Origin of the sequence: Solidesulfovibrio carbinolicus, assembly GCF_004135975.1 — a bacterium.
Lineage (GTDB): Bacteria > Desulfobacterota > Desulfovibrionia > Desulfovibrionales > Desulfovibrionaceae > Solidesulfovibrio > Solidesulfovibrio carbinolicus.
In genome coordinates this window covers 2677726-2704027 of the sequence record NZ_CP026538.1, presented here as the reverse complement: position 1 = coordinate 2704027, position 26302 = coordinate 2677726, and the positions used below count along the sequence as shown (strand labels likewise).

21 protein-coding genes are annotated in these 26302 nt (G+C 65.7%); 13 read left to right on the top strand and 8 right to left on the bottom strand.

The window, feature by feature from the left end:
• Window positions 1–51: 51 nt before the first annotated feature.
• The 4 genes from C3Y92_RS12155 (at window position 52) to C3Y92_RS12140 (ending at window position 2777) form a co-directional block, all read left to right on the top strand.
• Window positions 52–489: a PTS sugar transporter subunit IIA gene (locus C3Y92_RS12155; protein WP_129352880.1), complete on the top strand. Its 438-nt coding sequence runs from the start codon at window positions 52–54 to the stop codon at window positions 487–489.
• A gap of 2 nt (window positions 490–491) precedes the next feature.
• Window positions 492–950, top strand: a complete 459-nt coding sequence (locus C3Y92_RS12150; RefSeq protein ID WP_129352878.1) for a PTS sugar transporter subunit IIB — start codon at window positions 492–494, stop codon at window positions 948–950.
• Window positions 951–1048: 98 nt separating this feature from the next.
• On the top strand, window positions 1049–1684 hold the full coding sequence (locus C3Y92_RS12145; protein ID WP_129352876.1) for a PTS sugar transporter subunit IIC: 636 nt from the start codon (window positions 1049–1051) through the stop codon (window positions 1682–1684).
• A 172-nt stretch (window positions 1685–1856) separates the two neighbouring features.
• Window positions 1857–2777 carry a manganese-dependent inorganic pyrophosphatase gene (locus C3Y92_RS12140; RefSeq protein ID WP_015861248.1) on the top strand — a complete coding sequence of 307 codons (921 nt, stop codon included), beginning with the start codon at window positions 1857–1859 and terminating at the stop codon, window positions 2775–2777.
• Window positions 2778–3004: 227 nt separating this feature from the next.
• On the opposite strand, the gene C3Y92_RS12135 is transcribed toward C3Y92_RS12140, so the two are convergent.
• The 5 genes from C3Y92_RS12135 to C3Y92_RS12115 form a co-directional block, all read right to left on the bottom strand.
• A complete protein-coding gene (locus tag C3Y92_RS12135) occupies window positions 3005–3907 on the bottom strand; it encodes a nucleotide-binding protein (protein ID WP_129352874.1) in 903 nt (300 codons plus the stop codon).
• A gap of 4 nt (window positions 3908–3911) precedes the next feature.
• A complete protein-coding gene (gene cooS / locus C3Y92_RS12130; protein WP_129352872.1) occupies window positions 3912–5822 on the bottom strand; it encodes an anaerobic carbon-monoxide dehydrogenase catalytic subunit in 1911 nt (636 codons plus the stop codon).
• 119 nt (window positions 5823–5941) lie between these two features.
• Window positions 5942–6592: a Crp/Fnr family transcriptional regulator gene (locus C3Y92_RS12125; RefSeq protein WP_129352870.1), complete on the bottom strand. Its 651-nt coding sequence runs from the start codon at window positions 6590–6592 to the stop codon at window positions 5942–5944.
• 8 nt (window positions 6593–6600) lie between these two features.
• A complete protein-coding gene (locus tag C3Y92_RS12120; RefSeq protein ID WP_129352868.1) occupies window positions 6601–8004 on the bottom strand; it encodes an HD domain-containing phosphohydrolase in 1404 nt (467 codons plus the stop codon).
• Window positions 8001–8372 carry a response regulator gene (locus C3Y92_RS12115; protein ID WP_129352866.1) on the bottom strand — a complete coding sequence of 124 codons (372 nt, stop codon included), beginning with the start codon at window positions 8370–8372 and terminating at the stop codon, window positions 8001–8003. The genes C3Y92_RS12120 and C3Y92_RS12115 overlap by 4 nt, the downstream gene beginning before the upstream one ends.
• Before the next feature lie 200 nt (window positions 8373–8572).
• Between C3Y92_RS12115 and ftsH the strand changes: the two genes are divergently transcribed.
• The 9 genes from ftsH to C3Y92_RS12070 all read left to right on the top strand — a co-directional run bounded on the left by ftsH (window position 8573) and on the right by C3Y92_RS12070 (window position 21363).
• Window positions 8573–10600 (top strand): ATP-dependent zinc metalloprotease FtsH, encoded by a 2028-nt coding sequence (gene ftsH / locus C3Y92_RS12110; protein WP_129352864.1) that lies wholly within the window; start codon window positions 8573–8575, stop codon window positions 10598–10600.
• A 97-nt stretch (window positions 10601–10697) separates the two neighbouring features.
• Window positions 10698–11537: a dihydropteroate synthase gene (gene folP / locus C3Y92_RS12105; RefSeq protein ID WP_235669470.1), complete on the top strand. Its 840-nt coding sequence runs from the start codon at window positions 10698–10700 to the stop codon at window positions 11535–11537.
• Between the two features lie 29 nt (window positions 11538–11566).
• A complete protein-coding gene (gene cdaA / locus C3Y92_RS12100) occupies window positions 11567–12334 on the top strand; it encodes a diadenylate cyclase CdaA (RefSeq protein WP_129352860.1) in 768 nt (255 codons plus the stop codon).
• Window positions 12331–13227, top strand: coding sequence for a CdaR family protein (locus C3Y92_RS12095; protein WP_129352858.1), 897 nt, complete (start codon window positions 12331–12333; stop codon window positions 13225–13227). Before cdaA ends, C3Y92_RS12095 begins: the two co-directional genes overlap by 4 nt.
• Before the next feature lie 28 nt (window positions 13228–13255).
• Complete coding sequence (gene glmM, locus C3Y92_RS12090) at window positions 13256–14608, top strand: phosphoglucosamine mutase (protein ID WP_129355874.1); 1353 nt, start codon at window positions 13256–13258, stop codon at window positions 14606–14608.
• 199 nt (window positions 14609–14807) lie between these two features.
• Window positions 14808–15680, top strand: a complete 873-nt coding sequence (gene galU / locus C3Y92_RS12085; RefSeq protein ID WP_006919691.1) for a UTP--glucose-1-phosphate uridylyltransferase GalU — start codon at window positions 14808–14810, stop codon at window positions 15678–15680.
• A gap of 72 nt (window positions 15681–15752) precedes the next feature.
• Window positions 15753–18131, top strand: a complete 2379-nt coding sequence (gene priA, locus C3Y92_RS12080) for a replication restart helicase PriA (RefSeq protein WP_129352856.1) — start codon at window positions 15753–15755, stop codon at window positions 18129–18131.
• Between the two features lie 26 nt (window positions 18132–18157).
• Window positions 18158–19264 (top strand): hypothetical protein, encoded by a 1107-nt coding sequence (locus C3Y92_RS12075; protein ID WP_129352854.1) that lies wholly within the window; start codon window positions 18158–18160, stop codon window positions 19262–19264.
• A gap of 65 nt (window positions 19265–19329) precedes the next feature.
• Complete coding sequence (locus C3Y92_RS12070; RefSeq protein WP_129352852.1) at window positions 19330–21363, top strand: PAS domain S-box protein; 2034 nt, start codon at window positions 19330–19332, stop codon at window positions 21361–21363.
• Window positions 21364–21385: 22 nt separating this feature from the next.
• Here C3Y92_RS12070 and C3Y92_RS12065 read toward each other — a convergent pair whose 3' ends face one another.
• The 3 genes from C3Y92_RS12065 to C3Y92_RS12055 are packed head-to-tail and all read right to left on the bottom strand — an operon-like array spanning window position 21386 to window position 26274.
• Window positions 21386–23053: a glycosyltransferase family 2 protein gene (locus tag C3Y92_RS12065; protein WP_129352850.1), complete on the bottom strand. Its 1668-nt coding sequence runs from the start codon at window positions 23051–23053 to the stop codon at window positions 21386–21388.
• The gene (locus tag C3Y92_RS12060; protein ID WP_129352848.1) at window positions 23050–24087 is read right to left on the bottom strand and encodes a glycosyltransferase family protein; all 1038 of its coding nucleotides are present in this window, start codon (window positions 24085–24087) and stop codon (window positions 23050–23052) included. The genes C3Y92_RS12065 and C3Y92_RS12060 overlap by 4 nt, the downstream gene beginning before the upstream one ends.
• Window positions 24088–24144: 57 nt before the next feature.
• Window positions 24145–26274 carry a methyl-accepting chemotaxis protein gene (locus C3Y92_RS12055; protein WP_129352846.1) on the bottom strand — a complete coding sequence of 710 codons (2130 nt, stop codon included), beginning with the start codon at window positions 26272–26274 and terminating at the stop codon, window positions 24145–24147.
• Window positions 26275–26302 lie beyond the last annotated feature (28 nt).

Genomic DNA, 26302 nt, shown 5'->3' with positions numbered 1-26302 from the left:
GACGGTCTCAAACCGTCAAGACGGGGGCGACATGCTCCGGGATGCCTGTCTATGAATGCCGAGCCCCTCAAGGACGCGCCCGTTGGCGTGGTGGTCGTCACCCACACCGACTACGGGTCGCGGCTCATTGCCGCCGCCGAGTTCATCCTCGGCCCCCAGCAGCACTGCCAGGCCGTCAGCGTCGATCTGACCAAGGCCGTGGACGAATCCCTGGCCGCGCTGAAGGCCGCCATCAAGGATACCGACCAGGGCGGCGGGGTGCTGGTGCTGACCGACATGTTCGGCGGCACGCCCACCAACATGAGCCTGTCGCTTCTGGGTTCGGGCCAGCTTGAGGTCCTCACCGGCGTCAATTTGCCCATGCTCATCAAAATTTTGGGTTCGCGCACCCGTCCCCTGCAAACCCTGGCCGTGGAGGCCAAGCAGGCCGGTTGCCAGGGCATCGTCGTGGCTGGCGAGGTGCTGCGCAAAAAGGTGGCCGAGGGGTAGCCATGGCCTTCGTGCGCATCGACAACCGCCTCGTTCATGGCCAGATCATCGAGACCTGGCTGCCGTTTACCCACGCCAGCCGGATCGTGGTGGTCAACGACGACTTGGCCGCCGATCATCTCCGCCAGGAGATCATGTCCCTGGCCATCCCCGACGGCGTGGCCATTGTGTTTCTGCCCGTGGCCGATCTGGCCGGCTATTTCAGCCATGCGCCCCTGGACCTGCCCGAGGCGCTGATCCTGTTCGCCAGTTGCCGCGATGCCCAGGTCGCCTACGAATACGGGTTCGATTTCGCCAACTTGAACCTTGGCAATCTCCACTACGCCCCGGGCAAGAGGCAAGTCTGTCCCCATGTGGCCCTGTCCAAGGAAGACGAATCCTGTCTGGATTTTTTCCGGGACAAGGGCGTGCGGCTGGACTACCGTTGCGTGCCGGGCGACCCGGCCCAGCCCAGGATCTGACGCGACGGCCGACCCAATGGTAACCCACGCGAGGCCCATGCCATGACCCATCAGGCCGACATTGCGCTCCACGTCCTTGGCGTCGCTTTTTTTTTGTCCTGTGCTCCTCGTTCCGCTTTGCCGTAAACGCCGCCCTGCTGGAACGCCCCCTGGTCATCGGCCTGGCCTGGGGCCTGTGCCAGGGCGATTTGCCCGCCGCCCTTAGTCTCTGCATCTTCTACGAGCTTTTCTGGCTCGACGGCATTCCCGCCGGCACCCACATCCCGCCCAACGCCGCCGCCGCCACCCTGGCCGGATTGTCGCTTATGCACGTCTTTTCCCTGACCACCCCGGCCGAGGCCCTGTGCGTGGCCGGGGCCACCTCGGTCTTGGCCCGGCTGTTTTCCGGCCTGGAAGGGGCCCAGCGAGTGGTGGAGAACATCGTCTTTTCCCGCTACGCCGCCGCCCGCCAGCGCCAGCGCGCCCCATTTGAGCCGGGTAAGCTGGTCCGTCGGGCCTTGGTCAACACCGTGGTCATCCAGGGGCTGGTCTTTGCCGTGGCCCTGGCCGGCCTTATTGCCCTTTTTGCGGTGGCCCTGCCCATGGTGTGGCCGTATCTTGCGTCCTCCCGGGCGAGCTGGGGGCAGCTGTGGATTCTCGGCAGCCTGGGGGCGGTCTTGTCCCTGCGCTACCGTCCGGCCTACGCCGCCCTGGCCGGCGGCATGGGCCTGGCCGTGGCTTGGCGTTTTTTCTAGACTTTTTTTCACATGGCCGGCCTTGTGGTCCGGCTGGACTTTCGGGAAAAAAGACGTCGCCCCGGCCCGGTTTGGGCTTGGCAAGAGACGACTATTGGGATATTATTCACAAGTTACTCACGCGGATGCCGACCCGTCAGGGTCTTGGACAAACCCCCAGGAGGAAAAAGACATGGCTGTTTACGTCGTTGGTCACAAAAATCCGGATACCGATTCCGTCGCCGCCGCCATTGCCGTTGCCGATCTCATGAACAAGTCCCAGAGCATGGGCGCCATCGCCGCCGCTCAGGGTCCGCTCAATCCCGAAAGCGCCTTTGTGCTCGAAAAGTTCGGCGTGGCCGCTCCGGAGATCGTCACCGACGCCACCGACAAGAAGATCATCCTGGTCGACCACTCCGATCTGGCCCAGAGCCTGGAGAACCTTTCCAAGGGCGAACTCATCGGCATCTACGACCACCACAAGCTGGGCGATGTGACCACCTCCAATCCCCTGGACATCCTGGTCAAGGCCGTTGGCTGCTCCTGCACCGTGGTCAAGATGATGTACGACTGCGCCAAGGTCGAGATCTCCAAGCCCATGGCCGGCATCATGCTGTGCGCCATCCTGTCCGACACCGTCATGTTCAAGTCGCCGACCTGCACCCCGGCCGACAAGGAAGCCGTCGAGGCCCTGGCCAAGATCGCTGGCGTGGCCGACTACATGGCTCTGGGCGTCGAGATGTTCAAGATCAAGTCCGCCGTGGGCGGCACCCCGGCCAAGGACCTCGTTTTCCGCGACTACAAGGACTTCGACATGGGCGGCAAGAAGGTTGGCATCGGCCAGCTCGAAGTCGTCGACCTGTCCATCCTTGAGCCGGTCAAGGCCGACCTGTTGGCCGAGTGCAAGAAGGTCAAGGCCGAAGGCCGCCACAGCGTCTTCCTGCTTTTGACCGACATCATGAAGGAAGGTTCCGAGATGCTGATCGTCTCCGACGATCCCAGCTACGTGACCAAGGCCTTCGGCGTCGAAGTGAAAGGCGATTCCGTGTGGCTCGACGGCGTGCTGTCCCGCAAGAAGCAGGTCGTTCCGCCCTTCGAGAAGGCTTTCGCCTAGTTCTCGAGCGCGTAAACGCCAAAAAGGGAGCGGCTTCCGGGCCGCTCCCTTTTTTTGTGGGATGTTTGGCTGTCGTTGCGTCGTCGTGCTCCGGGGGGCCGTGCGTCGTGGCCGACGAGAGAGCGGTTCCCGCGTCCCCACGCCGGTCGCGGGAACATGGCGCGCCATGCTCGACCGGGCGAGGGCGGGCGCTGTTGGCAATAGCCCCGGGCGCGAATCGCCCCTTGTTAGACCCGCCCCAGGGCCTCGGCCAAGGCGGCGCAGGCGGCGTCGGCCAGGCCGCCCTCGGGCAGGGACAGCACGTTGCCCGTGGTCGCCTGCCGGGCGGCCAACCCCGGCAGGAAAGGGAAGGCGACCCGGACATCCGGCAGCGTTGGCGGCAGGGCGGCCAATGCGGCCAGCCCGGCCTGATCGACCCCGGTGACAACCAGGACTTGCCGGGTCAGCCCGAGCTGGCCGGCCATGGCCGCAACCCGTCCGGCCACGGCCAGGGACCGGGCCGAGGCTTCGCTGACCACGCACAAGGCGTCCACATCGGCCACCGTGCCCCGGCCCAGGTGCTCCACCCCGGCTTCGCAGTCGATAAGCGTCCAAACATCCCGGGCGGTCAGGACATGGGCCAGCATGGCCTGGAGCAGATGGCCGGCGGCGCAGGCGCAACCCGCGCCGCCGCCGCTGACCCCGCCCATGACCAGAAGTCGTTTGTCTCCGGGGCGCGGTCCGTACAGCGGGCCGTCGCCCACCGGGACGGCGACGCGGATGGCCTCGGGCAGATCATCGGCCCGGGGCGTCAGGTTGAGATACACGCCGTCGCCGATGCGCTCCCGCACGAGATCCTCGCGCTCGGCCAGGGAGGCGGGCAAGGCGGCCGGCTCCAGGCCGCAAGCCGCGCCCAGCGACAGGGCCGTGTCGGCGTCAATAAGCGTCACGTCCTGACCCGACCGGGCCAGCCAGTCGCCGAAAAGCGCGGCCAGGGCGGTCTTGCCGACGCCGCCCTTGCCGGCAAAGGCGATTTTTCTGACCGGTAGCCCGGGCTGGTCGTCTGAACCAAGCTGGCCCTGCGGCGAGGCGTTCCAGGAACCCAGGGACAAACGGGCTGCGGTCGGGGCGCTTACAGGATTGTCGTTCATAGCGTTAAGAAAAAACCGCGCCGTCGAAACGGTCGTTGAGTCCCAGGGCTAGGCGCTTGGCCGTGATGCGGCGGCTGATGGCCTCGGCCGCCTTGACCGGGTCGGGCTCGACCACGAAGCTGGCTCCGAAAACGCCCTCCAGGCCTTCCAGGGCCAGGCCCGTGACCAGCTCGCTGCCCAGGATGTTGGGCGGCAGGCCCAGATGGGTCATGATGCCGCTGGCCACGGCGTAAAGCCCGATGGCGGCGGCCTTTTCCGAATACCATTCCGGGGCGCTGGCGGCCACGGGCAGATCGGCGATGTCCACGCCCAGAGCGTCGGCCAACATGCCGCACAAGGCCAGAATGCGGGAGTTGTCCACGCAGCTGCCGACATGGAGCACCGGCGGCAGATCGAACCGGGAACAGAACTCGGCCAGCCCGACCCCGGCCTGCTCCAGACCTTCCGTGGTCATGAGCCCGGCCTTGCCCATGGCCACCGTGGCGCAGCCCGTGACCACCACCAGGATGTCCTGGCGGATGAGTTCTTTCGCCAGCCCGGTCAGCACGCCGTCATGGGGCAGCTTGGGGTTGTTGCAGCCGACGATGCCGACCACGCCGCGAACCAGACCGATCTTGATCGCGGCCAAAAGCGGTTCGGCCGAACCGCCCAGGGCCTCGATGACGGCTTCGTTGGAATAGCCGGTGCGCAGGCTCACCGGAGTGGTGGGAATGTCCACCCGGCCGGCGTCGCGGCGGGTAAAGGCCTCGATGGCCAGCTCGACGGCCTCACGGGCCTTGTCCCGGGCGTTTTCCAGGGTGAATTCCAGGTGCGTGCCGCCCGGAAAACGGGCTTTTTCAGATGTGGAGACAAACCGGGTGTGGTAGCACGAGGCAATCTGCACTAGGCTCGGCATGACGCACTGGTAGTCGGCAACGACCATCTCCACGGCTCCGGTGACCAGGGCCAGTTCGGTCATGAGGTGGTTGCCGGCCAGGGGCACGCCCTGGCGCATGAGCACCTCGTTGCCGGTGCAGCACAGGCCGGCCACGTTGACGCCGGCCGCGCCCGCGGCTTTGGCCTTGGCCAGCATTTCCGGGTCGCGGGCGGCGGCCAGGATCATTTCCGAGACCACCGGGCTGTGGCCGTGGACCAGGATGTTGACGCTGTCGGCGCGAAGCACGCCGAGGTTGGCCTCGACCGTGGCCGGACGCGGCGTGCCGAAAAGGACGTCGGAGAGTTCCGTGCCGATCATGGAGCCGCCCCAGCCGTCGGCCAGGGCCGTGCGGGCAGCGTGCAGGCAGATGGAGACCGGGTCGCAGTCCACGCCCATGTGGGTGCGGTGCAGCATTTCCACGCACTCGCGGTCGATGCCGCGCGGGGTGGAGCGGGTGGCGTCCCAGATGTCCCGGCGCTTTTTCGGAGCGCGGGAGAGCAGCGACAGGGCATGGCGGCGCGTGCCGAAGTCCTCGAAAAAGTGCTCGGCCAGGGCCTTGGCCTGGCTGGCCGCGTCCAGGCCAAGGGTAGCGATGCCGACTTCGGCGCACAGCCGGGCCAGTTTGTCCGTATCGCGCACGGCGTAGCCCGGAGCCGTGCCATGGCTCACGGCTTCAAGGGCTTCCAGCAGATCGCGGCCGTGGTCGGAGTGGGAGGCCGCGCCGGCGGCCACGAACCGGCCGAAATTGCGGGCCACGGTCAGGTCGCCGTCGGCTCCGCACACCCCGAGCTGACGCTTTGGGCCCTTGGGATTCACGCGGCACGGCCCCATGACGCACTTGTTGCAGGTCAGCCCCTGGTCGCAAAAGCTGCAATGCGGCGTCTGTTCGGCCAGCCGGTCCCAGACCGTGGCGATGCCTTCGTCTTTTGCCTTTACAAGCATCCGGCGGGCATCTTCCCACGGCGACAGTTCCTCGATGGTTCTCGTATCCTTGGCCATGCCATCCTCCCTTGGCGCGCGTCCGAAGGCTGGTCTCGGCGGTGCGCGCGGACGTTTGGCCCTGGTTACGGTGGGGCGGCGGGCGTGTCTGTCAGATTGCCGACAAAGGCGCTCAGAAACTACTCGTGGACCAGGGCTTCCAGGCGGGCCAGGTCGGGCAGGCAGATGACGCCCCGGGCGCGCAGCTCAATGACGCCGTCGCGTTCGAGGACGTTTAAGAGGGAAGACACGGTCTGGCGGGAGGAGCCGACGATGGTGGCCAACTGTTCGATGTTGAGCCCATGGGAAAAGCACAGAATATGCTCGGCGTCGGCGCTGACTCGTTCGGCTTCGTAGAGGAGCAACTGGATAAGGCGCTTGCGCACGTCGAGAAAGGCCAGGCCGTCAATGACCGAGAAGGCGTGGGACAAAAGATCGCCGAGCACCTTGACCATGGAGGAGGTCAGCGCCGGCATGTCGGCCAGGAAACGGCGCACGGCGGCCAGTTCGGCCACTAAAATATCCAGGTCGTCCAGGGCTTCCACCGAGGCCCGGGTGTGGGTGGTGTAGACGTCGCCCACGTCCAGGATGGCCATGGTGAATTCCTTGTCCTTGTAGGACAGGTAGACCCTGGCTCGGCCCTTGGCCACGATGAACAGGGAATTTTGGGCTTCGCGCGGGGCGTACACCTGCCGGCCCTTGGGGAAGTGCCTGGGCACGAAAGCGGCCCGCACGACGGCGAATTCGGGTTTGTCGAGGTCGCGCAGGAGATCGGAATCGGTCAGGCGCATGGGCGGGATCAGTAGGCCACGTCGCCGGCGGTCACGGCATCCCAGGCGGCGTCCACGGCGTCGGCGTCAAAGGCCGTGCCCCGATGCCGGGCCAGCTCCTCCAGGGCGGCGGCGACGCCGAGGGCCGGCCGGTAGGGGCGGTTGGAAGCCATGGCGTCCAGGACGTCGGCCACGGCCAGGATGCGGGCCGGCTGGCAAAGCGCCTCGCCGCCGAGGCCTCTGGGGTAGCCCGAACCGTCCAGGCGCTCGTGGTGGCACAGCACAATCTCGGCAACGGGCCAGGGAAAATCGATGTCCTTTAAAATTTCATAGCCCGTGGCCGCGTGTTGCTTCATGAATTCCCATTCCAAACCGATGAGCCGGCCGGGCTTGCACAGGTAGCGCACGGGAACGCTGATCTTGCCAATGTCGTGAAGCTGGCCGGCCACCTGGATGCAGTCCACGGTGTCGCGGTCAAGCCCCAGACGCTTGGCCATGGCCGTGGCCAGGCGGGCCACCGAGTCCTGATGGCCGGCGGTGTAGGGGTCGCGGAAGCGCACGGTGGTGGACAGGGATTTGACGGTCTGGTGGAAAAGGGCCTTGGTGCGTTTGAGGTTGTGGCGCAGGGCCTCCTGGGAACGCCGCCGTTCGGTGACGTCCTCCATGGAGCCTTCGTAGAGCACCACCGCGCCGTCGCCGCCACGCACGGCCCTGGCCTGGAGGGACACCCAGATGCGCGTGCCGTCGCCGCGCCGCAGTTCGGTTTCCATGGCCCGGACCACGCCGGTTTCGCTGAGGGCGGCGTGGAGGAATTGCCGGTCTTCGGGGCGGGTGAAAAGGTTGGCCGCCGCGTCGCCCAGGGCAGTTAGGGCTTCGGGGGAGGCAAAGCGCAGCATTCGGGACAAGGCGCCGTTAACCGTGACGAAGCGTCCTGCCGGCGTCATCTGGAAAAGGCCTTCCACGGCGTTTTCGAAAATGGTGCGGTATTTTTCTTCGGCCTCGGCCAAGGCCCAGCTCGTGCTTTTTTCCTCGGTGACGTCGCGCAGGAAGCCGACATAAAAAACGTCGCCTTCAGGCGAAACGGTGCGTTTGGCCGATTCTTCGATCCAAATCACGTAGCCGTCGTCGCACATGGCCTGGTAACGCCGGCCGTTGACGACGCCGGAGGCGGCAAGTTCGTCCAGCACGGACTGGCGGGCTGTGGGGTCGAGGTAGAATTGTTCCGGGCAGTCGGCCATGGCGGACAGAAAAGCGGCCGGGCCGGCATGGCCGAAAAGCGCGGCCGTGGCGTTGTTGACCTCTAGAAACTTGCCGTCCACGCCGCGCAGATACACGGCCGCGGGCACGTCGTGGAAGAGCAGGGCGCTGGCGTCGGCCATGGCCGTGTCGGCGGCGCTATTGGGCGCGGTTTCGGGCGGGGAAGGGTTCGTCATGTTCGGGTGATGAAACGTCGCACCACGGCCACCAGGCTGGTGGGTTCGAAGGGTTTGACCACCCAGCCCGAAGCGCCGGCGGCCAGGGCCTTGTCGCGCAGGTTTTTTTGGGATTCCGTGGTCAGGACTATAACCGGCATGAACCGGGTGTCGGGGCGATCCCGCAAGAGTCCAAGCAGCTCGATGCCGCCGATGTTGGGCATGTTGATGTCGGTGATGACCATGTCGAAGCCGCCGCCGACCTTGTCCAGGGCATCGGCGCCGTCCACGGCCTCGACCACGTCGAAACCGGCCTGACGCAGGGCGCTGGACACCAGGGAACGCACGCTCACCGAGTCATCCACGGTCAAAATTCGCTTTTCGGCCATTACTACTCCTTGCCGGCCCTGGCCTCAATACTTACCATAGGTGAACATATGAGGCATCGGAACCCTTGGCAAGCCTTCCCGGGCGCTCTGCGGGTGCGTTTGCGCCCGCGTGGACAGGTCGGGCGGCCTTGTGTTAGGATTTTTGCCTTATACAACCCACGGGCCGCTTGGGCCCCATCCGTCCCCTGGAGGACTCCAGTTTGAACAGCTTCGCGAAAAATCTCATGCTCTGGGCGGCCATCTCCCTGGTCATGGTCGTCCTGTTCAACTTGTTTAACCAGCCCCAGAGCCAAAGCGCCAAGCTCTCCTATTCCGAATTCATGCAGAAGGTGAATGCCGGAGACGTGGTCTCCGTCAAGATCCAGGGCAAAAAAATCACCGGCGTGGCGACGGGCGGCGGCAAGTTTTTGACGTATGCCCCCGAGGACCCGAATCTTGTCGGCTCGCTCATGGCGAAAAAGATCGAGGTCATGGCCGAACCGGACGAGGAATCGCCCTGGTACATGACGCTGCTCGTGTCTTGGTTTCCCATGCTCCTGCTGGTTGGCGTATGGATATTTTTCATGCGCCAGATGCAGGGCGGCGGCGGCCGGGCCATGAATTTCGGCCGCTCCCGGGCTCGCATGATCACCCAGGAACAGACGCGCATCACCTTTGAAGACGTGGCCGGCGTGGACGAGGCCAAGGAAGAGCTGACCGAGGTGGTGCAGTTTCTTTCCGATCCGAAGCGATTCACCCGTCTTGGCGGGCGCATCCCCAAGGGCGTGCTGCTGGTCGGCTCACCCGGCACCGGCAAGACCTTGCTGGCCCGGGCCGTGGCTGGCGAGGCGGGCGTGCCCTTTTTCTCCATTTCCGGTTCGGATTTCGTCGAGATGTTTGTCGGCGTCGGCGCGGCCCGTGTCCGGGATCTGTTCATGCAGGGCAAGAAAAACGCTCCCTGCCTGATATTCATTGACGAAATCGACGCCGTGGGCCGTCAGCGCGGCGCAGGCCTGGGCGGCGGCCACGACGAGCGCGAACAGACCCTCAACCAGCTTTTGGTCGAGATGGACGGCTTCGAATCCAACGAAGGCGTCATCCTTATTGCCGCCACTAACCGCCCCGACGTACTGGATCCGGCCTTGTTGCGGCCCGGCCGCTTCGACCGACAAGTCGTGGTGCCCACGCCTGACGTGCGCGGCCGCCGGCGCATCCTCGAAGTCCACACCCGCCGTTCGCCCCTGTCCCCGGACGTCGATCTTGAAGTCCTGGCCCGGGGCACGCCCGGCTTTTCCGGCGCGGACCTGGAAAACTTGGTCAACGAGGCCGCTCTGCAAGCCGCCAAGATCAACAAGGATCGGGTGGACATGGCCGACTTCGAGCACGCCAAGGACAAGGTGCTCATGGGCAAGGAACGCCGCAGCCTCATCCTTACCGACGACGAGAAGCGCACCACCGCCTACCACGAGGCCGGCCACGCCCTGGTCGCCAAGAAGCTGCCCGGCACCGACCCCATTCACAAAGTCTCCATCATCCCGCGCGGCATGGCCCTGGGCATCACCATGCAGCTGCCCGTTGACGACCGGCACAACTATTCCCGCGACTTCCTGCAAAACAATCTGGCTGTGCTCATGGGCGGCCGGGTGGCCGAGGAACTCGTGCTCAACCAGCTGACCACCGGCGCCGGCAACGACATCGAACGGGCCACCAACATGGCCCGCAAGATGGTCTGTTCCTGGGGCATGAGCGAGGTGCTGGGACCGCTTTCCTACGGCGAGAGCGAAAACGAGATCTTCCTTGGCAAGGATCTGGTGCACCACCGCAACTTCAGCGAGGAAACCTCGCGCCAGATTGACGCCGAGGTGCGCAAGATCGTGGAATCGGCTTACCGCCGGGCCAAAAACATCCTCGAAAACGAACCTGAAGCCCTGGAAGCCGTGGCCAAGGCGCTGTTGGAACGCGAGACCATCTCTGGAGCCGACATCGACATGCTGCTGCGGGGTGAACAACTCCCCCCGCAGGAAGCCCCGACCGGGACTCCGGCCGGGGCGGCCGGGACTTCCGCCGCCGCCTCGCCGGCGAGCGGGCCCGAAGCCGCTTCTGGAGCCGCCGCCGCCCAGGCGACGACGGCTGAGGCCGCCTCTGGGGCAGGCGACGAGTTCACCCTGGAGCCTGACGACGGCCAGCAGCCCGAGGGTTCCTCCGGCAACGCCGGGTCCGCGCAGGGCCAGGGCAAGGAACCGAAGTAGCTCACGTCAGCGGTTCGGCCGGCATGGGCCGCCCATGATGCGACAGATGCGTTCCACATCGCCCACTGGCGGCTGCGGCAAATCCAGGGAGCAGGACATGGCCTCGATCTGGCGGTTGGGCGGCGGGCGGACCCTGGACTGCTCCCGGGACCGCGTTGTCGGCATCGTCAATGCCACGCCCGACTCCTTCTACGACGGCGGCCGCCACGGGGACGTGGCGGCCGCCGTTTCCCATGGCCTGCGTCTGGCCGGGGAAGGGGCCGACATGCTCGACGTGGGCGGCGAATCCACCCGCCCCGGGGCCGCGCCCGTCACAGACGCCGAAGAAATCGACCGGGTCGTGCCGGTTGTCGCCGAACTGGCCCGCCGGCTGCCGGACCTGCCCATTGCCGTGGACACCTACCGGGCCGGCTGCGCCGCCGCCGCCCTGGCCGCCGGAGCCTGCGCGGTCAACGACGTTTCGGGGCTGGCCTTCGATCCGGCGCTGCTTGAGGTCGTAGCGCAGCGCCAGCCCGGCTACGTCCTCATGCATGCCAAAGGCCGGCCTGACGTCATGCAGCGCGACCCGCGTTACGACGATGTGGTCGGCGAAATCCTGGCCTATTTCGAACAGGGACTCACGCGCCTGATCCGGGCCGGGCTGCCCGAGGACCACGTGGTCCTTGATCCCGGCATCGGATTCGGCAAGCTCCCGGAGCACAACCTGGAAATTTTGCGCAATCTCGACCGGTTTACGGTCTTTGGCCGGCCGGTCTATCTCGGGTTGTCCAACAAATCGTTTTTCGGCGCGGTTCTCGGCCTGCCCGTGGGCGAACGCACCCTGGCCACGGCCGTGGCCTCGGCCCTGAGCGCCGGGCGCGGGGCGCGCCTGCACCGCGTCCATGACGTCGTGGCCGTCAAACAAGCCTTGGGCCTGGCCGCCGCCCTGGCCGGCTGAGCCGGCTTTCGCCGCAGGACCATACCGTCATGGGAAGCTTTTTTGACAACTTCCACCTGTCCTGGCGTGATCTTCTCGACATCGCGGCCGTCACCTTCGTCTTCTATCAGGCCTTGCTTCTTGTTCGCGGCACCCGGGCCGCCACGGTGCTCCACGGTTTTCTCTTGATCCTCGTGGTCTACTATCTTTCCGACCTGTTTAGCCTCAACACCCTGCACTGGCTTTTGACCAACTTCCTGGGCTCCATTTTCCTGGTCATCATCATCCTGTTCCAGGCCGACATCCGCAAAGGGCTGTCGTCGGTGGGGACGCGCGGGTTTTTCCGGGCCAGGCGGCGCGAGGAGGTGTCCGAGGCGGCCCTTGACGCCATTGTCCTGGCCGTGTTCCAGATGGCCCGCTCCCGCACCGGGGCGCTCATTGTGTTTGAGCGTCTGGTGCCCCTTGGCGACTACGTGCAGCGGGGAGTGGAACTCATGGCCAGACCGAGCCGCGAACTGCTCGGCACCATCTTTTTCCCGGACACGCCGCTCCATGACGGCGCGGTCATCATCCAGGGCGATACCGTGGCCGCCGCCGGCTGCATCCTGCCGCTGATCGCCGGCGTGCCCCTGGACGCGAGCCTGGGCACCCGCCACCGGGCGGCCCTGGGCATCACCGAGGAAACCGACGCCCTGGCCGTTGTGGTCTCCGAGGAACGGGGCGTGGTGTCGGTGGCCGAGGGGGGCAAGCTCATCTCCCCGGTGGACGAGCTGACGCTCAAAAACATGTTGTGGAACCTCACGGCCAAACGCCCATGAAATCCAACTGGCAATACCTGGCCCTGGCCCTGGCCTTGTCGCTTTTTTGCTGGTATCTGGTCACAGGCCGGGAGAAAGTCGATGCCTGGATGCCCATGCGGGTGGAGATGACGGGGCTGCCCGAAGATCTCTACGTCAAATCCGGCATGTTGGGGTCGGTGGACGTGCTGGTGCGCGGCCCCAGAGGGATCGCCCGCAAGCTCGACGACACCCAGCTTGTCTACAACCTCAACCTGTCCAAGATTGTTCCGGGACGCAATATCGTCCTGTTTGAGGTCAGAAATATCGTTTTGCCCAAGGTTTATGAGGCCGTGGAAATACGCCCGGCCCGGCTTGAGCTGGAGGTGGAGCGCCGCGCCGTCAAGACCGTGCCGGTCAAGGTGATGCTGCGGTCATCGCTCCCGGACGGGTATTCCATGTCGGCGGTGCGGGCCGTGCCCGACTCCGTGCGTCTGTCCGGGCCGGCCGGAAAGCTCGACAAGATCAGCGAGATCCGCACCCAGCCCATCACCGTGCCGCAGCCGATTCCGGCGCGCTACGACGAACGGGTGCCCCTGGACGTGCCTGAGGACATCGACGCCGCCCCTCCGGCCGTGCAGGTGGTCATGGGCTTTGCCGCCAAGGAGTCGGAGATTACGCTGCGCGCGCCGCTGACCATCAAAAAGCCCAAGGGCCGCGAGGCCGAAGTTTCGCCCCAGGCCGTCACGCTGCGGGTCAAGGGGCCGGCGGCCATCATCGGCGACAAGGATTTTCCGGGTTTGGTCGAGGCCGCCTTGGAACTGGCCGCCGACATCCAGCCGGGCAAGTACGAGGCCTCCTACCGTGTTAAGATGCCCCAGGGCTGCGAGCTCATCGAAGCCAAGCCCGACAAGGTTTCCCTCACCGTCAAATGAGGCCGGCGTGAACCGGCCGAATCAAGGAATGGACAACAAGCTTTTTGGCACCGACGGACTGCGCGGACGGGTCAACGCCTATCCCATGACCCCGGACGTGGTCATGCGCCTGGCTCTCTCGGCCGGCCTGCACTTTCGAAACGGCGGCCGCCGCCACAAGGTGCTCATCGGCAAGGACACGCGACGTTCCGGCTACATCTACGAATACGCCCTGTCCTCCGGGTTTTGCGCCGCCGGCATGGACGTTTTTTTGACCGGACCGCTGCCGACGCCGGCCATCTCGTTTCTCACCCGCGACATGCGGGCCGACGTGGGCGTGGTGATCTCGGCGTCGCACAACCCGGCCTGCGACAACGGCATCAAGTTTTTTGACCACATGGGCTTCAAGCTCCCCGACGCCGTGGAAGCCGAGATCGCCGCCCGGGTCCAGGGCTACGCCCAGGACTGGAAGCTGCCGGAACCCGAAGCCGTAGGCCGGGCTTTCAAGCTCGAGGACAGCACCGGCCGCTACAACGTGTTTCTCAAGAACTCCATCCCTCTGGACATCAATTTCGAGGGCCTGAAAATCGTCCTGGACTGCGCCCACGGCGCGGCCTACCGGGTGGCCCCCCAGGTTTTTGAGGAGCTTGGCGCCGAAGTCATCAAGATCGGGGTCGATCCAAACGGCTCCAACATCAATCACCGGGTCGGATCGCTTTTCCCCCAGCAGGTGGCCCGCATGGTCACCGAGGCCGAGGCCGACATCGGCATCGCCCTGGACGGCGACGCCGACCGGGTCATCGTGGCCGACGAAAAGGGGAGAATCCTCGACGGCGACCAGATCATGGCCATCTGCGCCCTGGATCTTCTGGAGCGCGGAGCCTTGCCGGGCAAGCTGCTCGTGGCCACGGTCATGAGCAACATGGCCCTTGAAGTGTTCATGAAGGACCACGGCGGCCGACTGCTGCGTACCCCCGTGGGCGACCGCTACGTGGTCGAGGCCATGCGTGCCGAAGGGGCGGTGTTTGGCGGCGAGCAGTCGGGACATCTTATTTTCCTGAATCATAGCACCACCGGCGACGGCACTCTGGCTGCCTTGCAGCTCATGAAGATCATGGTCCGCAAGGGCAAGCCGCTTTCGGAACTGGCCACGCTTTTGGCCCCGTTTCCGCAAAAGCTCGTTAATGTGTCCGTGGCCCGGAAAACGCCCTTCAGCCAGACGCCGGCCATTGAGGCTGCGGTCAAGGACGCCGAGGCGGCCCTTGCCGGACGCGGACGGGTGCTGTTGCGCTATTCCGGCACCGAATCCCTGGCCCGGGTCATGGTCGAGGCCGAGGACGCGGCCCTGGTTGAGTCGTTGTGCGGCTCTCTGGCCGAGGTGGTGGCCCAGGCCCTGGCTTAAGCCGAGGAGCCCTGGAACTCCCTTTTGGGGCTGGACTTGTTTATCTAAAGGAATTAACTTCGCGAGGCGATGCCGGCCGCCCCGAAAGGGGAGGGCGCGGTCTCGGCGGAGAGGTCATCATCCGGAGGGCCGGCGCGTTTGCGCGGGCCGCCGCCTCCGAGAAAATACCCGGGCAGTGCGCGCATTCAAGGAGAAGAGCATGGAAATCAAGAAGGTGGTCATTCCCGTCGCCGGATGGGGTACGCGGTCCTTGCCGGCCACGAAGAACATCCCCAAGGAAATGCTGCCCGTCTACAACAAACCCGTCGTGCAGTACGTGGTCGAGGAAGCGCAAGCCTCGGGCCTTCAGGACGTGGTGTTCGTCACCAACCGCAACAAGACCATCATCGAAGACCACTTCGACTACAACCTCACGTTAGAGGATCTGCTCACCCGCACCAACAAGACCGAAATGCTCAAGATGGTCCGGGAAGTGGCGGAGATGGTCAACATCATTTCCGTTCGTCAGAAAAAGCAGCTGGGCCTTGGCCACGCCGTGTTGTGCGCCCGTGAAGTCTGCAAGAACGATCCCTTTGCCGTCATGGTCGGCGACGACCTCATGTTCAGCATGGAACCCGGCATCAAGCAGCTCTTGACCGTGGCCATGACCGAGCACATGCCGGTTATCGGCGTCATGGAAGTGCCGCCGCACATGGTTTCCCGCTACGGCATCATCGACGGCGAGGAATTCGCCCCGGGCATGTACCGGGTGCGCGACCTGGTGGAAAAGCCCAAGGTCAACGAAGCCCCGTCGCGGCTGGCCATCGTCGGCCGCTATGTGCTGTTCCCGGACATCTTCTACCACCTGGAGAAGGTCACCCCGGGACATGGCGGCGAGATCCAGCTCACAGACGCCCTCAAGGGCTTGGCCGGCAACAACCGTTTGCTCGCCGTCAAGATTCAGGGCCAGCGCTTCGACGCCGGCGACTGGGTCGATTACCTCACCGCCAACATCTACTTCGCCCTGCACGACGAGGTGCTGCGCGAGTCCCTGGTGCCTCGCCTGCGTGAGCTTTTGCCGTTTGGCAACTAGGCCCGCCGCCCTTGTCCGCACCTTTTTGTCGCCCGGGGGCGTAAGCCTCCCGGGCGATTTTGTTGCCATGCCATGAACGACGCCCTGGCCGTCGCCCTGACCACCCCGCCTTTTGGCGTGTTGACCTATGCCGTGCCGGACGGATTCGCCTTGGCCGACTTTCCGGTGGGCCTGCGCCTGCTGATTCCAGTTGGCAGGACGCTGCGCGTGGGCGTGGTGGCTGGTTGCGGCGTCGCCGCGCCTCCGGGCGTGACCCTGCGCCCGGCCCTGTGGCCCCTGGAGCGCGCGCCGCTTTGCGACGCCGGCTACCTGGAGCTGGCCGCTTCCCTGGCCAGCCGGCATATGGCCACGGTTGGCCGCATCCTCGGGGCCATCCTGCCGCGCGGGCTGCGCTCGGCCAAGGTGGTCTTCACCTGCCGCGCCGCCGGTCTGCCCAAGGCCCTGACCGCGACCGCCTTGTGGCGCAAGTCCCCTGACCAACGTTTGGAACTCGTCCCGGCCTGGCGGGATGGGACCATGGCCTGCCGTCTGGAAGCCGGGCAGAGCGATCCGCTGTGCTCTCTCGCCGCCTCCCCGCCCTGGCCGGTGCGGCCTGGAGCGGCCAAGCAGGTGGCGGTTCTGGACGCGCTTTGCGACGTCGGCCCCATGGCCCTGTCCGAACTCAAAACCCGGCTCGGCCCGGGCACGCTGCCCCTGGTGCGCCGGCTGGCGGAACTGGGGCTGGTGCGCATCGACGAACTCGAAACAGCGGCCCAGGCTCAGCCGACCGCAACGTCCGCCGCCGTTGCCTTGCCGCCGCTCACCGACGAACAAGCCGTCGCCATGGACAGCCTGCTGCCCGCCCTGGACAGCCCCGACGGCGCGGCCCGGCTGGTCTATGGGGTCACCGGCAGCGGCAAGACGCGCCTCTATATGGAACTTGTGCGCCGTACCCTGGAACGGGGCCGCCAGGTCTTGCTTTTGGCCCCGGAAGTGGCTTTGGCGGAAAAGCTCCACCGGGCAGCCTGTCGGGCCTTTCCAGAAGTCGGGCCGGTTTTTTACCACGGCTACCAGTCGCCGGCCCTGCGCGAGGCGCTTTTCTGGCGTTGCGGCGGCGGGTCGCCGCCTGCCGTCGTGGCCGGCACGCGTTCGGCCCTGCTGCTGCCGCTGCGCGACCTTGGGCTGATTGTCCTCGACGAGGAGCACGACGGGGCCTTCAAGCAGGAGGACCGGCTGCCCTATCAGGCCAAGGAAGTGGGGTTTTTCCGGGCCAGGCAGTCCGGGGCGCTTTTCGTCCTGGGTTCGGCCACCCCGGACGTCAAGACGTTCCATGCAGCCCAGTCCGGCCATGTGCCCATGGTGCGCCTGGAGCGCCGGGTGGGCGGGGGCGGCATGCCGCAGGTGGAGCTCGTGGACATGCGCGGCGCGGCCAAGCTCACCGGTTCGGCGGTCCACCGCGAAACCGGCGACCGGGTCGGCGTGCTCACCGACGCAAGCGCCGCCGCCCTGGCCGAAACCGTGGCCGAGGGCGGCCAGGCCATGATTCTGCTCAACCGCCGGGGCTATGCGCCGCTGCTTTTTTGCCTCGACTGCGAAACCCCGGTGCGCTGTCCCCACTGCGACCTGTCGCTCACCTTCCATAAGGACCGGGAGCGGCTGGTGTGCCACTACTGCGGCCATGCAAGGCCCCATCCCTCGCCTTGTCCGGGCTGCGGCGGCACGAGCTTTTTGCCCATGGGCGTGGGCGCGGAGATGCTTGAGGAACAGCTGGCCGGCGTGCTGCCGGCCGATGCGGCAGTGGCCCGCCTTGACCGTGACGTAGCCCGTCGTCCCGAGGAGGCCCGGGCCGTGCTGGCCGATTTCGCCGCCGGCCGGTCCCGGGTGCTGGTCGGCACCCAGATGCTCTCCAAAGGCCATCATTTCCCGGACGTCACCCTCGTCATCGCCGCCGACGCCGACCTGGGCCGCAACCTGCCGGATTACCGGGCCTCGGAGCGGGCCTTTCAGCTGCTCACCCAGGTAGCCGGGCGGGCCGGCCGGGGCGAGCGGCCGGGCAGGGTGCTCATCCAGACCCGCATGCCCGATGACCCGTTTTTCAGCTTCGTCCTTCGCGGCGATTACGAAGGGTTTTATGAAGAGGAGCTTTCCCGCCGTCGCCGGTTGTGTTATCCGCCATTTGTACGCCTGGGACTGGTGCGCCTGAGTTTTCCCCGGGAATACGAGGAGGGCTACGCCCTGGCCGCCGCGGCCGGCGAGGCCATGCGCCGGGCGGCGGCCACCGTCGGAGCGCGACTGCTGGGGCCGGCGCCCGCGCCCTTGGCCCTGGTCGCCGGCCGGCGGCGGTTGCACTGCCTCATCAAATCGCCGGATTGGCCCGGGGTGCGCCAGGTGTTCGCCGCCGGGGCCAAAACCCTGGAGAAGGCGGACAAGGTGCGCTGCAACCTGGACCTGGACCCGGTGGACATGCTGTGAACCGATAGCCTTGGAGGCCATGGCCGATGGAAGCTTTTGTCAACGACGACGCCAAGTTGCTGCGGGAAGTCGAGCAAGCCCTGTCCCATCGGCGCAAGGACGGCCTCGACGGCTTGGTCGGCAATCTGGCCGCCGTGGTCATCAACGTGGCCGAGGCCGACCTCGTGCCGGCGGCCGAGGAACTCCTTGGCGGCACGAGCCTGCGCTTCGAGGCCGCCCTGGACCATCCCTTGAGCCCTGGCGGCGGCCCGGCAATCCTGCTGCGCGACCTCGAAGGCGCGGATTTTCTGCTCAAAAGCCGACCGGCCGGCCAACCTAATCCCTTTGTCGCTTACAACGGCGGCCACAAAACCGCCGGAGCCGCTCCCGGCCGTCTGGAAACCTTTGTTTTCGACTGCCCCGACCTGGCCCGTTACGTGTCCATCCAGCGTGGCCGGGGAGTCGCCTTCGCCACCCCCGAGCCCGTGGTCACCGATGTCTTTTCCTACATCGAGACCAAACCTTCGGCCCATACCGGCAACGCCCTGGGGTTTATCCAGTGGAACGGCCGTCCCGGAGCCTACATCCATGGCCGGTCCAACCTCTTGCCTTTGGCTCCGGTTGGTCCGGACGCCGCCGCGCGTCCCTATCTCGCCCGCATCGGCGGCCTGGACCATGTGGCCACGCGGGTGCGGGCCGCCCACCGCGACGCGGCCATCGTGGAGTTTCTGGAACTGACCAACTACCGCTTCGATTTCGCGGTTTACGTCGAATCGCTCAATTCCATCACCAACGTGGCCCGGCTTCGCGACGGCGACTACGCCCAGGTGTTCACCTCGGGCATTGCTTCGCCGGACACCGGGGGAGACGGCGGCCCCACCGAGGCGTTTATCGCCAACTACGGCCTGCGGCCTCACCACATGGCCTTTACGGCCGACGGCATCGAAGCCGTGGTGGCCGGCCTTGCCGCCCACGGCATGGGCTTTCTCTCGGAGCTTGTCGGCTCCCGGGAGGAAGGCCTCAAGCAGATTTTTTCCGCCATGTCGCCGCGCACTATGCTGGTCAACGAGTACATCGAACGCTATGACGGTTTTGACGGATTTTTCACCAAAAGCAACGTGACCCGGCTCACCAAGGCCACGGAAAACCAATAACCGGAACGGGTCGATCGCCCTTACGGCCAACGTGCGCGGCGATCCGTCCCCCGGAGCGGAAATCCATGCCGATTCCCGAGCCCACAAGCCGCCTGTCCCGCTGGCTTGGCCCGATGCCGATCCGTGTTGCCCTTCTTTACGCCCTCTTTGGGCTGGTCTGGATTCTAGGCTCGGACAATCTGGCCGACGCTTTGTTTCGGCACGATCCGGACATCCTGTTGCGGGTATCTTCCCTCAAGGGATTCTTCTTTGTGGGCCTGACCTCGGTGCTGCTTTACACCCTGCTGCGCCGCTACGACGACGCCTATCGCCACAAGGAACAGGAACTGCGAGACAGCGAGGAACGCCACCGGCTGGTGGTCGAGTACGCCCCGGACGCCATCCTCATCCACGACGGGGTGCGGTTTCTGTATGCCAACCCGGAAGCGGCCAAGCTGTTTGGCGCGCCGTCGCCCCAAGCCATAGAGGGCCGGGAGATCATGGATTTCGTGGACGGGGAGGTTCAGACTTCGGTCCGTGAACGCATCCGGCAGAACATTATTGAACGCGTGCCGGCTTTGCTGCGGGAACAGCGTTATCGCCGCCTCGACGGCGGCATGATCGAAGCGGAAGTGGCGGCCGTGCCCTTCGACATCAACGGCGGCCCCGGCGCGCTGGTTTTCATGCGGGATGTGGGGCCGCGCAAGGCCGCGGAGCGCAGCTTGCGCCGCAGCGAGCGCCAGTATCGACTCTTGGCCGACAATGCCCATGACCTCATCAACATTTTTGACGAAAACCTGGACCTCACCTACGTCAGCCCCTCCGTGACGCGGCTGTTGGGATTTTCCGTTGCCGAGGCCCTGGCTCGGCCCCTGGACGTCGGCCTGACGCCGGATTCGGTTCGCCGTGTCGCCGAGATTATTCGCCTGGATCCGACAAAGTCCGTGGACAGCAACTTCGTGCGTAAGCTTGAAATCGAAGCCTATCGCCGGGATGGCTCCACAGTGTGGCTGGAGTCCATGATTCGCGGCGTTTTCGACCAATCAGGCGCATTTCGCGGTTATATCGCCGTTTCGCGCGACATCAGCGACCGCAAACGGGCCGAGACGGAGCTGGAACTCTCCAGACAATTCAGCACGCTTATTCTGGAAGCCATTCCCGATCCGGTGTTCGTCAAGGACAGCGCCCACCGTTTCGTTCTGGCCAACGAGGCGCTGTGCGCCATGCTCGGGCAGCCGGCCGAGGCGCTCATTGGCAAGAGCGACGAGGATTTCGTGCCCATGGAGCAGGCGGCGGTCTTTGTCGAGCGCGACAACATCGTTTTGGAGACCGGCCAACCCGATCTGTACGAGGAGTACCTGACCGACGCCACGGGACAGGTACGGACCCTGCTGACGCGCAAGGGACTTTTTATCGACCACCGGGGCCAGCGCTTCATTGTCGGCGTCATCCGCGACATGACGGCGGAAAGAATCCGGGAACGGGAACTGCGCGACTCCCTGGCCGAAAAGGAAGTGCTGCTCAAGGAAGTGCATCACCGAGTCAAAAACAATCTGCAAATCATTTCCAGTCTGCTGTTTTTGCAAAAAGACGCGATGAGCGACCCTGTTTTGCAGGGCGCGCTGGAAGAAAGCCGCAACCGCATCGCGTCCATGGCCCTCATTCATGAGGAACTTTACCGTTCGGGCGATCTGGCCCGGGTGGACATCAAGGAGTATCTGGAGAGGCTGGCTCCCAAGGTGGTCCATGCGTTGCGAGGAGCCAAAAGCGTCGGGTTTGCCCTCAGCTTGGCCGATTGCCGGGTATCCGTGGACAAGGCCATTCCCATTGGGCTTATCGTCAACGAGTTGCTCACCAACGCGGTCAAACACGGACTGGCCAGCCGGGATACCGGGGCCATCGGGGTACGGCTGGAACGCGACGGCGGTCTGGCCCATATCACTGTCGAAGACGATGGCGCGGGCTTGCCGTCGGGCTTTCATCCCGACGCCACCCGGACCCTGGGGATGCAGCTCGTGGTGCAGCTCACCCGCCAGTTGCGGGGAACCCTGTCGTTTGGAAGCAGCGGCGAGGGGGCTTTTTTCCGTTTGAGCTTTGCTCCCGAGGACAGCCCTGCCTAGACGCAGAGTCTTCTTTCTCCGATCAGGAACAGGGCGCGTCCAAGCCGGCCTTAGCCAGTTCCTCGTATTTGCGGCGCAGATCGTTTAGGGCTGTTGCCCGTTGGGCGGCGGCCATGGCCGCGTAGCGTCCGGCGTGCTTGGCGGCGAGTTTTCGCCAGTTGGCCTGTCCGCCGGCCAACTGGTCCGGGCGCGGCCGGACCAGGGCCGGAGCCGGACGGCGGTGGGCCACGGCCAGATGGCCTTGGTAGACCGGCGGCGTGCCAGCCAAGGCCAGTCGCCAGTCATGGTCCACGTCGTCGTACTGCGACGGGCTGAAACGGATGTCGAAGCCGCCGGCTCCAAGCAAGCGCTCCCGATGAAAGAGATGGCAGCAGCCCATGACGGTCAGACACGGCCGCATGTGGGCAAATCCTCCGAAATCAAACCCCTGGGCATGAAGGCCCGAGAGCTGCGGCTCCTCCTGGCCCTGCTCGGGGGGCAGGAGCATGACATCGACGCCCTGGGCAATGGCCGGGTTGGCGGCGTCCAGAACCCGGCAGCCCCACACGCCGGCCTCGGGATAGGCCTCGGCGGCGGCGGCCAGCCGGGCGATCCAATCAGCCGGCAGGTCCACGTCGTCGTCGAGGTAGGCGACATGGGCGGCCCGGCCCAGACGATCATCACTGGCCAGCCAGTTGCGGGCGGCCGGCGCGCCGACGTTGACCGGCAGCCGGATGGCGGCCAGGCGGCCGGTCCCGACCCGGTCGGCCCAGGCGGCGACCACGTCGGGCGTGGCGTCGCCGGAGGCGTTGTCGAGCAGCAGCGTGCGCACGGTCCCGTCCACCCGGGAAAAGTCCGAGGCAAAAAGGCTGGCCAGGGTCTTGTCGAGATCGTCGGCCTTGTTGCAGGTGTAAAGGGCCACGCACAGGTCGCCGGCCAGCCGTCCCAGGGCGTGGCGGCGGTCCGAGGTCAGATCGTATAAGGCCAGACCGGCCGAGACGTGCTCAGGGAAGTCCCGAAGAAGCGCGGCCAGGGCTTTTGCGGCCACGTCCTCCCGGCCGGCGGCCAGGGCGGCCAGGGGACGACGAAACAGGCCCGCCGGCCAGGGGGCCAGGGCCTGGGCCATGTCGTAGGCGGTCAGGGCGGCCGGAGCGTCGCCGCGAAGCAGGGCCAGATCGCCCGCGACCTTGTGTCCCAGGGGCGTCAGATCGCCGGCCAGGGCCAGTTCGGCCAGGGCGGCCCCCCGGTCGAAGTCCCGGCCTAAAATGGCCCGATGCAGGGCGATGTGGAGCCAGAACAGGGCGGCCCGACCGTTTCGGATCTCGTTTTCCAAATAGGCCTCAATGCGCCCCGTGTTGCCCCCGGCCAAGAGGCGTTCATAGTAGGCAACGCTCTCGGGCGGCCTGAACCGGGCGGCCAGGGCTTCGACCAGAGCGGCGAAGCCTGCATTGATCCGGCCCGGCGGCGCGGCGCGAAGGGCCTGGGCCAGGGTGGCGGCCGTCGGGCCGTAAAGCGGGTCTTCCTCCAAGGCGGCGGCCAGCAGCTGGCGGCGAAGGCGCGGCCAGTCGGCGCTGTCCGGCGTTTCTTCCCCGGCCGTCCGGGCCATGGCGGCCGCCCGCAGCAGGTGGTCGCGGCCAAGGGTTCCGGCCAGAAGCAAATCGGCCAGCGGCAGCGGGAAACCGGGTGTGTCCAACCAGAGCGGAATCATCATGGGCCCCCCTGGGCAATGTCCCGCCACAGCTCGCCGTAGACGGCGGCCTGGGCGCTGAGCAAATGGCCGTGGTCAAGAGTTTCCCGGGCCTGAAGAGCCATGCGGCGGCGCAAACCGGCGTCCCCGGCCAGCCGGGCCACGGCCTGGACCCAATCTCTCGGGTCCGGGCCGACCAGGAGTCCGGTGCGCCCATCCTCCACCACCTCGTGGTAAGGCGGCAGATCGGCGCACACGCTCACTGCCCCGGCGGCGGTGTATTCCTGCCATTTGACCGCGCTTTTGACTCGATTAAAGGGCGTGTCGGCCAGGGGAGCCAGGCCAATGGACAGCCCCAGTCGGGGCAGACGGGCGGCGTAGGCGGCGTAATCGGCGGCAAAGGGGATGGCGGTGGCCCCGGTCGGAAAGCCCGGTGGCGTCGGGCAGCCGAAGCAAACGAACCGGCCGGTGAAATCGGGTTGTCGGGCAAGTTCGCCAAGGGCCGGGGCAAGACGGGCCAGATCGGCGGCATGGGATGGCGTGCCGGCAAAGCCTATGGCGGCAACGGGACGCGTTGGCGGCGCGGCAAGGCTCCATAGGGCGTCGGGCAGGAAGTTGGGCAGCACCCGCACCTGCCTGGCGCGACCGGCGTACACGGCGGCCAGGGCCGGGGTGCTCACCGTGACGCAGGCCGCCCGGGCGATGGTGTCGCGGACGAAAGGCAAAAGCGGGGCCAGATGCGGGAAAAAAGCGTGGTCCGGCGGCGTGGCCTCGAAATCGTCGTCGGTGTCGTACACAACGGGCTTGCCGCTGGCGAAGGCCGCCTCAAGCAGGGAAGCCGTAGCCGGTCCGGGAAAAAAACGCTGGATGAGGATGAGGTCGGCCGACTCGACAACGGCCGGACTGACAACATGGCCAGCTCCTTGGGCGGCGACTCCTGGGAGCAACCGTACGGCCGGCCCCAGGCACCGGGCCGGTTCGTAAACCCGCAGCCGGGCGCAGGCGGCAAAGGGATCATCGAAACCGTAGTAGGCGATGACGAGGGGCGAGGACGGCATGGGCGGCGCGGGGCGCTTGCCCGGAACGGGTCTCCGGGCAAGCGCCAGAGGGAGGCCTTAGGCCCGAAGAGCCTTGGGGCCTTTTTGCGGCGAGCGGAAGACGATCTCGGCCCGGGCCGTGTGTGGGTCGTTGTATGACACGGTGATATCCACGGATTCCTTGAAGAACTCGGCGGCGCCGCGCAAGATGCCCTCGTAGTATTCCGGGTAGCCGCGCTTGGACATATACGTCATGATCAGACGGTTGCCCTTGTCTTCGTAGGTGAAGCGGGGGGGCATGAGTCCGGGCATGTCCTTGGTGAGCCGGGCGTGGGTGTCGTTCATGGTCAGATAGAATTCCTTGAGGGTGTCGCCCTTGAAGTAGCGCGGGTAGTGCTTGTGGAAGCCCTTGATGGTGTAGCGGCCAAGAACCAGGAAAACGTCCTTGACGGTCTTGCCGGCTTTCTGGGCGGCCAGTTCGGCCATCTGGCGCAGCACTTGGTCGGGGTAGTTCTGGGTGGGCAAGAAGGTGGGGTGGCCCATGTCTTCCTGCATAGCTTCATAGACGGCTTCGCCGTACTGGTCCTTGATAAATCCCTGCATGAGCTTGGGCAGGATGCCCTTCATGTTGCCGCTGGATTCCCGGAGATGGACGGCGTTTGATTGTCGCTGGGCAAAGGTCGTGGCCAGGGTGAGCAGGGAATTGGCCAGCTCGGCCAGCTCGCGGGTGGCCTGGGCGGTCTGGCCCGCGCCTTCGTCGGCCTCGGCGGCTACATGGGCGATGACCTCGATGTTGCGGTTGATCTCTTCGGCGGCGGCGGATTGCTGTTCGGCGGCCGTGGCGATCTGGCTGACCTGCCCGTTGACCTCGCGGATGCGGGCCATGATGCGTTCCAGGGATTCGCCGGCTTTGTGGGTGGCTTCGGTGCTGGCCGCCACCCGGGCTTCGGTCTCCTGCATGGAGGCCACGGCGTGCTGGGAGCCGTCCTGGATTTCGCGGATGGATTTTTCCACTTCCTTGGTGGCGGTCATGGTCTTTTCGGCCAGTTTCCGCACTTCGTCGGCGACCACGGCGAAGCCCCGGCCGGCGTCGCCGGCCCGTGCCGCCTCAATGGCGGCGTTGAGCGCCAAGAGGTTGGTCTGATCGGCGATGTCGTTGATGACGCTGATGATGCGGCCGATCTCGGCGGCCTGGCCGTCCAGGGAGGTGAGCACCTGGCCGAGCTTGCCGGCGGATTCGGCCACGGCCTTGATGCCGGACACGGCTTCCCGGACTTCCACCGAGCCGGACTCAGCGGCCGTATTGGCGCTTTCGGCGGCATCGGAAGTCTGGGCGGCGTTTTTGGCCACTTCCATGACCGTGGCCGTCATTTCTTCCATGGCCGTGGCCACGGCGTCGGACTGGCCTTTCTGTTGTTGGGCGCCCCGGGCCTGTTCGTCGGAAGAGGCGGACAGCTCTTCGGAAGCCGAGGCCACGCGTTGGGCCAATTCGTTGATGTCGCCGCCAAGGTTGCGCAGTTCGGCCTGGGCGTGCTCCAGTTCTTCCTGCTTGGCCCTAAGCGGCGTCAGGTCGGTCATCGTGGCCACCGCGCCGAGCAGGTCGCCGCGCAGGCCGTGAAAGCAGGCGACAAAGAAAAAGCAAGGCAGAATGCGGCCGTCCCACAGGGTCAGGTCGCGTTCAGTCTGCAACGCCTTGCCTTCGCTTAAGCATTTCTCCGTAAGCGAGATGCCGGTTTTGTTATAGACGGCCTGGCTGACGGTTTTGCCCACGACATCCTTTTTGGGCTTGCGCAACATGTCGCACAAACTCTGGCTGCAATGGGTGATGATGCCGTCCTTGTTGGTGATGAAAAACGGCGTACTGACGGCATTTATTGCTCCGCGGTAGTACTCGCGCCGCAACATGTTGCAGGAAAGGGCCTGGGCGGCCTGTTCGCCAAGCGGTCCGAGTGCTTTCCAGGAATTGACGTCGTCTATATGAAATGCGGCTGGATCGTTGTTGATCGTCAACAACCCCTGATGCAGCATCCGTATGGGAGCGTTGACCCTGGAAGCGAGGATAACGGAGGCGATGCAGCCGACAATGGCTATCGGGATGGCGATATATAAACTGGGGAAGAAGGCGACAACAACGAGGCAAACACTGAGAACAAAGCCCAGCAGCAGGGTTGGCGCGCCGGGCGACGGCGTGGCGCTGTGGTCGTTCATGGGTGCTCCTGATTTCAATTTGTGTCCA

Excerpts from the sequence above, each read along its gene's own strand:
- C3Y92_RS12115 (WP_129352866.1), bottom strand. The coding sequence starts at position 8,372 with ATGGCCGAAAAGCGAATTTTGACCGTGGATGACTCGGTGAGCGTGCGT.
- C3Y92_RS12065 (WP_129352850.1), bottom strand. The coding sequence starts at position 23,053 with ATGATGATTCCGCTCTGGTTGGACACACCCGGTTTCCCGCTGCCGCTG.
- C3Y92_RS12140 (WP_015861248.1), top strand. The coding sequence starts at position 1,857 with ATGGCTGTTTACGTCGTTGGTCACAAAAATCCGGATACCGATTCCGTC.
- C3Y92_RS12155 (WP_129352880.1), top strand. The coding sequence starts at position 52 with ATGAATGCCGAGCCCCTCAAGGACGCGCCCGTTGGCGTGGTGGTCGTC.
- glmM (WP_129355874.1), top strand. The coding sequence starts at position 13,256 with ATGGACAACAAGCTTTTTGGCACCGACGGACTGCGCGGACGGGTCAAC.
- folP (WP_235669470.1), top strand. The coding sequence starts at position 10,698 with ATGGCCTCGATCTGGCGGTTGGGCGGCGGGCGGACCCTGGACTGCTCC.
- galU (WP_006919691.1), top strand. The coding sequence starts at position 14,808 with ATGGAAATCAAGAAGGTGGTCATTCCCGTCGCCGGATGGGGTACGCGG.
- priA (WP_129352856.1), top strand. The coding sequence starts at position 15,753 with ATGAACGACGCCCTGGCCGTCGCCCTGACCACCCCGCCTTTTGGCGTG.
- C3Y92_RS12150 (WP_129352878.1), top strand. The coding sequence starts at position 492 with ATGGCCTTCGTGCGCATCGACAACCGCCTCGTTCATGGCCAGATCATC.
- C3Y92_RS12055 (WP_129352846.1), bottom strand. The coding sequence starts at position 26,274 with ATGAACGACCACAGCGCCACGCCGTCGCCCGGCGCGCCAACCCTGCTG.
- C3Y92_RS12125 (WP_129352870.1), bottom strand. The coding sequence starts at position 6,592 with ATGCGCCTGACCGATTCCGATCTCCTGCGCGACCTCGACAAACCCGAA.
- C3Y92_RS12060 (WP_129352848.1), bottom strand. The coding sequence starts at position 24,087 with ATGCCGTCCTCGCCCCTCGTCATCGCCTACTACGGTTTCGATGATCCC.
- C3Y92_RS12075 (WP_129352854.1), top strand. The coding sequence starts at position 18,158 with ATGGAAGCTTTTGTCAACGACGACGCCAAGTTGCTGCGGGAAGTCGAG.
- C3Y92_RS12095 (WP_129352858.1), top strand. The coding sequence starts at position 12,331 with ATGAAATCCAACTGGCAATACCTGGCCCTGGCCCTGGCCTTGTCGCTT.
- cooS (WP_129352872.1), bottom strand. The coding sequence starts at position 5,822 with ATGGCCAAGGATACGAGAACCATCGAGGAACTGTCGCCGTGGGAAGAT.
- cdaA (WP_129352860.1), top strand. The coding sequence starts at position 11,567 with ATGGGAAGCTTTTTTGACAACTTCCACCTGTCCTGGCGTGATCTTCTC.
- C3Y92_RS12135 (WP_129352874.1), bottom strand. The coding sequence starts at position 3,907 with ATGAACGACAATCCTGTAAGCGCCCCGACCGCAGCCCGTTTGTCCCTG.
- C3Y92_RS12070 (WP_129352852.1), top strand. The coding sequence starts at position 19,330 with ATGCCGATTCCCGAGCCCACAAGCCGCCTGTCCCGCTGGCTTGGCCCG.
- C3Y92_RS12120 (WP_129352868.1), bottom strand. The coding sequence starts at position 8,004 with ATGACGAACCCTTCCCCGCCCGAAACCGCGCCCAATAGCGCCGCCGAC.